Here is a 5,348-nt window from a genome sequence, read left to right as displayed (position 1 = left end):
TCGGCCTCGTAGCGGTCGGTGTGGGCGCGGCCGACGACTGGCCGGGCTTCCGTGACTGGCTGGCCCGGGTGAGCGTCGCGCAGAGCGAACTGCTGGCGACCGCGCTGCAGGTTACCCGCTGGGAGCGAGATCACCGTTTTTGCGGGCGCTGTGGCAACGCCCCCCGTCGCCTGACTCACGAGTTCGCGATGCAGTGCGACCACTGCGGGTTGCGCGGTTATCCGCGGATATCGCCCTGCATCATCACCCTGGTGACCCATGGCAAGGACATGCTGCTGGCGCGGAGCCCCCGTTTTCCGCCACAGCGTTATTCGACACTCGCCGGTTTCATCGAGCCCGGAGAAGCCGTGGAGGCTGCCGTTCGCCGTGAGGTGATGGAGGAGGTGGGCGTGGATGTCGGGCGCGTCAGCTTTTTCAAGAGTCAGTCCTGGCCATTCCCGCACTCGCTGATGATGGGGTTCTTCGCCGAAGCGGCCAGCCGGCGTATTCGTATCGACGGCGAAGAGATCGTGGACGCGGCCTGGTTCAGTCCCGAGACGCTGCCGCAACTGCCACCGGCGTACTCGATTTCACGTCAGCTGATCGAGACGCACCGCGGCGCGGTCGCAGTGCGTTGACCCGCTGGGGTTCATTGGCTGGTGTTGGCGAAAAGCTTGGGAAGGCGGCTCGCGAGGCCGATGTCTCCGGTGACCTTGACCTTGCCGGTCAGCAAGGCCTGCATCGAGTTGAGCTCCTTCCTGACCAGAGCCAACAGCGTTCCGGTATCGCTCGAGATGGTGACGCCGGGATTCGGATGGCGACCGGGCTGAATGTCGAGCGAACCATCATTGATGGTCATGTGATAATCGTCGACATCGTCGAGGTCGAACTGATAGATGGCCGAAACGCCCTCGGCAGCCTTGGCGTCGAACCGCGCCCTGAGTTTGGCGATCAACTGATCGTCGTCCATGATGACATCTCCCGTGCCAGAAGCGCTAAGCAGATCATCGCCGGTATCGGCATGCAAGCGCCGGAGCAGCTTACTCGCTCTCCCGGGAGCAGCTCAAACCGATGAGTTTCCCAACCAAGGAGCGTGATGTGATCGAATGGCTGGCCGAGTACGGCCTTTTCCTGGCGAAGACGGCAACGCTGGTCATCGCCATCGGGATCATTCTGGCGCTGGTGGCCCATGGGCGTCGCAGAGGCCGGGGCGATAGCGAAGCCCGGCTGAAGGTCACGGAGCTCGATGAGCGGTTTCAGCGCCGGTCCCGACAGCTGAGCCTGGCCGCGGTGCCCAAGGCGCGTCGGCGGCAGCTGGCCAAGCAGCTGCGAAGATCGGTCAAGCTGGACCAGAAGCAGGGGGCGTCCCAGGAGGCCGAGCGTGTCTGGGTGCTCGACTTCGATGGCGATCTCAAGGCTTCCGGCACGCCGGCGCTGGCCGAGCTGGTGTCGCTGCTGCTGGAAACGATCCGCGATGGAGACGAGGTCGTGCTGCGCCTGCAGTCCGGTGGTGGACTGGTGCACAGTTACGGATTGGCTGCGGCACAGCTCGACCGCCTGCGTGATGCCGGCGCGCGGTTGACGGTCTGCGTCGACAAGGTCGCCGCCAGCGGTGGCTACATGATGGCCTGCTGTGCCAACCGGCTGATCGCGGCACCGTTTGCGGTGATCGGATCGATCGGCGTGGTGGCGCAGATACCCAACGTCCACCGTTTGCTGAAACGACACGACGTGGACGTCGAACTCCTGACGGCGGGGCGCTACAAGCGGACCTTGACCGTGCTGGGTGAAAACAGCGAAGAGGGCCGCACCAAATTCCTCGAGGATCTCGAGTCCACCCACGATCTGTTCAAGCGTTACGTGTCCGCCCGTCGTCCTTCGCTGGATATCGAGACAGTCGCGACCGGCGAGATCTGGTACGGCAGCGAAGCCCTGGAGGCTGGTCTCATCGATGCGGTGGGCACCAGCGACGCCTATCTCCTGGAGAAGCAGAGAGATCGAGCGCGGGTGTTGAAAGTGTCGCTGACGTCTCGTTCCGGCTTGATGGGAAAGCTGGGGAAGGGCGTGGAGAGCGGTTTGGAGACTGGCATCGATCGGGTGCTGCAGCGGGTCGACGATCTTCGCTGGCAGCGCCGCTAGAACGCCCGCTACGCGATATCCAGTTCGCCGAGTGTCTGGATCAGCCGCTCGGCCACGTTGCCGCGCAGCGAGTAGTAGATCACCTGGGAACTGCGTCGCGTCGCTACCAGGCGTTCCTGTCGAAGCACCGCAAGATGCTGGGAGAGCGCCGACTGGCTGAGCGTCATCTCCTGATTGATCTGCGTGACCGAGCGCTCGCCCTGCATCAGCAGGCAGAGAATGCGGAGCCGGCTCTCGTTGGCGATGGCCTTGAGGGCAGCGGTGGCGGGGCCAATCTGGTGGTTTCCGAGCGGGATAGCCTTTGTCGTCATAGTCAGAATTCCAAGCGCGCCGGGCGGGTTGCCGCTACTGAACCCCATGTTCAGTCGTTTCTGATATTAGCTTAATGTAACTTAGAGTTACAATGTTTTTTCGCGTATACGCCCGCTGCTCCGCTGGCACTCTGCCCGCTGGATCCCTATAATTCGCGCCCGCTCTCGATAGCCCTGATAAATAGCCCCGACAACTTCTTGCCACCCAGAGGGTTCCCTAACCCCTCGGCCTGGCTCCGCCAGACAGCGCTGCGGAGCCAAGGCAGACAAAAAAGGTTTCTCATGCCTGCACTCGATAATCCCCGACTCCGATTCGCCCTGCTGTGGCTGATCAGTTTTCATGTACTGGTGATCACGGCCAGCAACTACCTGGTTCAACTGCCTTTCACCCTGTGGGGGCTGCATACCACCTGGGGCGCGTTCAGCTTCCCGTTCATCTTCCTGGCAACCGATCTGACCGTGCGGCTGTTCGGCAAGTCACCGGCGAGAAGGATCGTTGCCGGCGTCATGGTGCCGGCGCTGATGATCTCCTACGCGGTATCGGTCCTGTTTCAGCAGGGGCGTTTCCAGGGCTTCGAGGCGCTGGCGCAATGGAATCTCTTCGTTGGCCGCATTGCACTGGCGAGCTTCATGGCCTATGTGCTGGGCCAGTTGCTCGACATTCACGTGTTCGACCGGCTGCGCAGGCTTCGTGCCTGGTGGGTCGCGCCGACCCTGTCCACCATCGTCGGCAATCTGGCGGACACCTTCGCCTTCTTCGCCATCGCCTTCTGGCAAGGCCCCGACCCCTTCATGCGCGAGCACTGGGTGGAGATCGCCTGGTTCGATTATGCGGTGAAGCTGTCGATCAGCCTGATCTTCTTCCTGCCACTTTACGGGGTGCTGCTGGCCTGCCTCGGCCGTCGCCTGCTGGCGCGACGCGATCAGGCCAACCTGCCGGGCATGCCGCGCGAGCAGGGATAGCCATCGCCTGCATTTGTTATCCTAGGGGCCGAAGCGGTGGCCGTTCCGGCTACCGGACCGGATTGGGGAGAGACGACGTTGCACCTTCACTGTATCGACACCGGCGCCTCGGGCGAGGAGAGCCCGGCGCTACCGCTGATCGTACTGCACGGCCTGTTCGGTAGCGCGGACAACTGGCGCTCCCATATCAAGCAGTGGCAGAGCGGTCGTCGCGTGGTTGCCGTGGATTTGCGCAACCATGGTCGCTCGCCCCATGTCGAAGGGATGCGGTACGCGGCGATGGCATCCGACGTCATCGCGCTGCTGGACGATCTCGGCATCGAGCGGTTCGATCTGCTGGGCCACTCGATGGGCGGCAAGGTCGCCATGACGTTGGCCCGGTCGAACCCGGCGCGGGTGGCGCACTTGATCGTCGCCGATATTGCGCCTGTCGCCTACGACCACGGCCACGACGACGTCTTTGCCGCGATGCGGCGGGTCGAGGCGGGCGAGCCGACTTCCCGGCGCGATGCCATGGCACTGATGGCGGAGGAGATCGAGGATGCAGCCACTCGACAGTTCCTGGCGACCAATCTGCTCCGCGGCGACGACGGCGTCATGTACTGGCGTGTCGGGCTCGACGAGATCAGTGCCGGTTACGAGGACATCATCGCACCGCCGGACGGCGATCGGCCTTTCGAAGGCCCGGCACTGCTGATTCGCGGCGGTGCCTCCCCCTACGTTCAGGATCGTCATCGCGACAGCGTCGATGCGGTCATGTCCAATGTCGAATGGCAAACCCTGAAAGGGGCGGGCCACTGGCTGCATGCCGAGCAACCCGACGCGTTTCGGGACGCGGTGAATCGCTTCACGACCGTTTCATGAGCAGGCGGCATCCCGGCCGAACCGACCTCATGTCGCGTCGATCTCGCCATCGATGGGGATCGGCTCGACGGTGTCGTCGGGCGATGAGAGGAAGCGGTTGAGAATTCGATAGGTATCGATATCGAAGCCGCGGGTGTCGGGAAGCGAATGCAGGTCGTCGAGCCGCTCGACGCTTCCCTGATAGTGCCAGTGATCGACGACATGCAGCCCGACATCGCCATGAGGGCCGTTTTCCCGGAAGGCGACGCGACCGGGCCACGGCCAGTTCTCGATACGTAGCCGTTCCATCGCGTCGCGTGCCCGCCGCGCGTGCGCCTCCCGGGTTTCCGCGCCGCAGCAGGCACCGAGACAACGGCCGATCTGATAGCCGAAACAGCGACCCTGTCCCGATTCCAGCCCCAGCACCCGCAGGCAGAGCGACGCCTCGGTGGCGATGTCTCGCAGCGTCATCTGGGCATCACGACGATTGCGAAACAGTCCATAGAACCGGCTGCGTGCCGCCACCACCCACTGGCCATCGGTCAGTGTCGGCCGCTCCTCGCCCGGCGGCCAGTTCCAGCTCACCATGCGCACGCGCTTGCGAAGCTGCCGGTTGTATAGCGGTATCCAGCGCTTGATCAGGTCCGCTTCCAGGAGTTGAGCGCCAAGATCGCCGCTGGTCCGCCGCCAGGCGATACGCTGGGCCTGGGCCACCATCTGCCCGTGTCTTCTGGACACCGGCTGCTGGAGATGGCTGCGAACGCGGCTGCGGATGTCGACGCTCTTGCCGACATAGAGCGGCAGTTCGTTGTAACCGAAGAAGACATATACTCCCGGGCGCGCGGGTAACGCGCCCAGGTCCTGCAGGCTCGTGCTGGGCAGCGTCCGGATCGGATCCTGCTGCGGGTCGTAGCCTAGCGGCTCGGGGTTCAACCGGCCGCAACATGATGATCTTGAAGTCATATCATCAATCTAGCCGATTTTTCCCTAGGGCGCGTTGAGATCCACCGCCAGGCGAGACACCGGACTTTGCGCCTTGATCTGACCGCGCTCCAGCAGGAACGCCTCGAAATCGCGATAGCGCTTGGCGTCCAGTGCGGCAGGGCGCAGGGC

The 5,348-nt window shown here is 63.6% G+C and carries 7 protein-coding genes; 4 read left to right on the top strand and 3 right to left on the bottom strand.

Features of this window, described 5'->3' with window-relative positions; translation table 11 throughout:
• A partial coding sequence (gene nudC / locus AC3AYF_RS17800) for an NAD(+) diphosphatase (protein ID WP_487780113.1) occupies positions 1-617 on the top strand: 617 nt, incomplete at its 5' end.
• Between the two features lie 11 nt (positions 618-628).
• On the opposite strand, the gene AC3AYF_RS17795 is transcribed toward nudC, so the two are convergent.
• Complete coding sequence (locus AC3AYF_RS17795) at positions 629-949, bottom strand: SCP2 sterol-binding domain-containing protein (protein ID WP_295036277.1); 321 nt, start codon at positions 947-949, stop codon at positions 629-631.
• A 128-nt stretch (positions 950-1,077) separates the two neighbouring features.
• Here AC3AYF_RS17795 and sohB point away from each other — a divergent pair, with 128 nt between their 5' ends.
• The gene (gene sohB, locus AC3AYF_RS17790) at positions 1,078-2,118 is read left to right on the top strand and encodes a protease SohB (RefSeq protein ID WP_295036298.1); all 1,041 of its coding nucleotides are present in this window, start codon (positions 1,078-1,080) and stop codon (positions 2,116-2,118) included.
• 8 nt (positions 2,119-2,126) lie between these two features.
• Here the strand turns inward: sohB and AC3AYF_RS17785 are convergent, their stop codons facing one another.
• Entirely contained in the window at positions 2,127-2,429 is a 303-nt protein-coding gene (locus AC3AYF_RS17785) for an ArsR/SmtB family transcription factor (RefSeq protein WP_295036278.1), read from the bottom strand.
• Between the two features lie 282 nt (positions 2,430-2,711).
• Here AC3AYF_RS17785 and AC3AYF_RS17780 point away from each other — a divergent pair, with 282 nt between their 5' ends.
• Entirely contained in the window at positions 2,712-3,392 is a 681-nt protein-coding gene (locus AC3AYF_RS17780) for a 7-cyano-7-deazaguanine/7-aminomethyl-7-deazaguanine transporter (RefSeq protein WP_295036279.1), read from the top strand.
• A 78-nt stretch (positions 3,393-3,470) separates the two neighbouring features.
• Positions 3,471-4,256, top strand: coding sequence for an alpha/beta fold hydrolase (locus AC3AYF_RS17775; protein ID WP_295036280.1), 786 nt, complete (start codon positions 3,471-3,473; stop codon positions 4,254-4,256).
• 27 nt (positions 4,257-4,283) lie between these two features.
• Here the strand turns inward: AC3AYF_RS17775 and AC3AYF_RS17770 are convergent, their stop codons facing one another.
• Positions 4,284-5,198 carry a hypothetical protein gene (locus AC3AYF_RS17770; RefSeq protein ID WP_295036281.1) on the bottom strand — a complete coding sequence of 305 codons (915 nt, stop codon included), beginning with the start codon at positions 5,196-5,198 and terminating at the stop codon, positions 4,284-4,286.
• Positions 5,199-5,348: the final 150 nt, after the last annotated feature.

Source organism: Salinicola sp. (assembly GCF_982684285.1).
This window is presented reverse-complemented; position numbering and strand designations above follow the sequence as displayed.

Bases quoted from the DNA above. Each gene is read 5' to 3' on its own strand.
- AC3AYF_RS17795 (WP_295036277.1), bottom strand. From the start codon at position 949: ATGGACGACGATCAGTTGATCGCCAAACTCAGGGCGCGGTTCGACGCC.
- AC3AYF_RS17785 (WP_295036278.1), bottom strand. From the start codon at position 2,429: ATGACGACAAAGGCTATCCCGCTCGGAAACCACCAGATTGGCCCCGCC.
- AC3AYF_RS17780 (WP_295036279.1), top strand. From the start codon at position 2,712: ATGCCTGCACTCGATAATCCCCGACTCCGATTCGCCCTGCTGTGGCTG.
- AC3AYF_RS17770 (WP_295036281.1), bottom strand. From the start codon at position 5,198: ATGACTTCAAGATCATCATGTTGCGGCCGGTTGAACCCCGAGCCGCTA.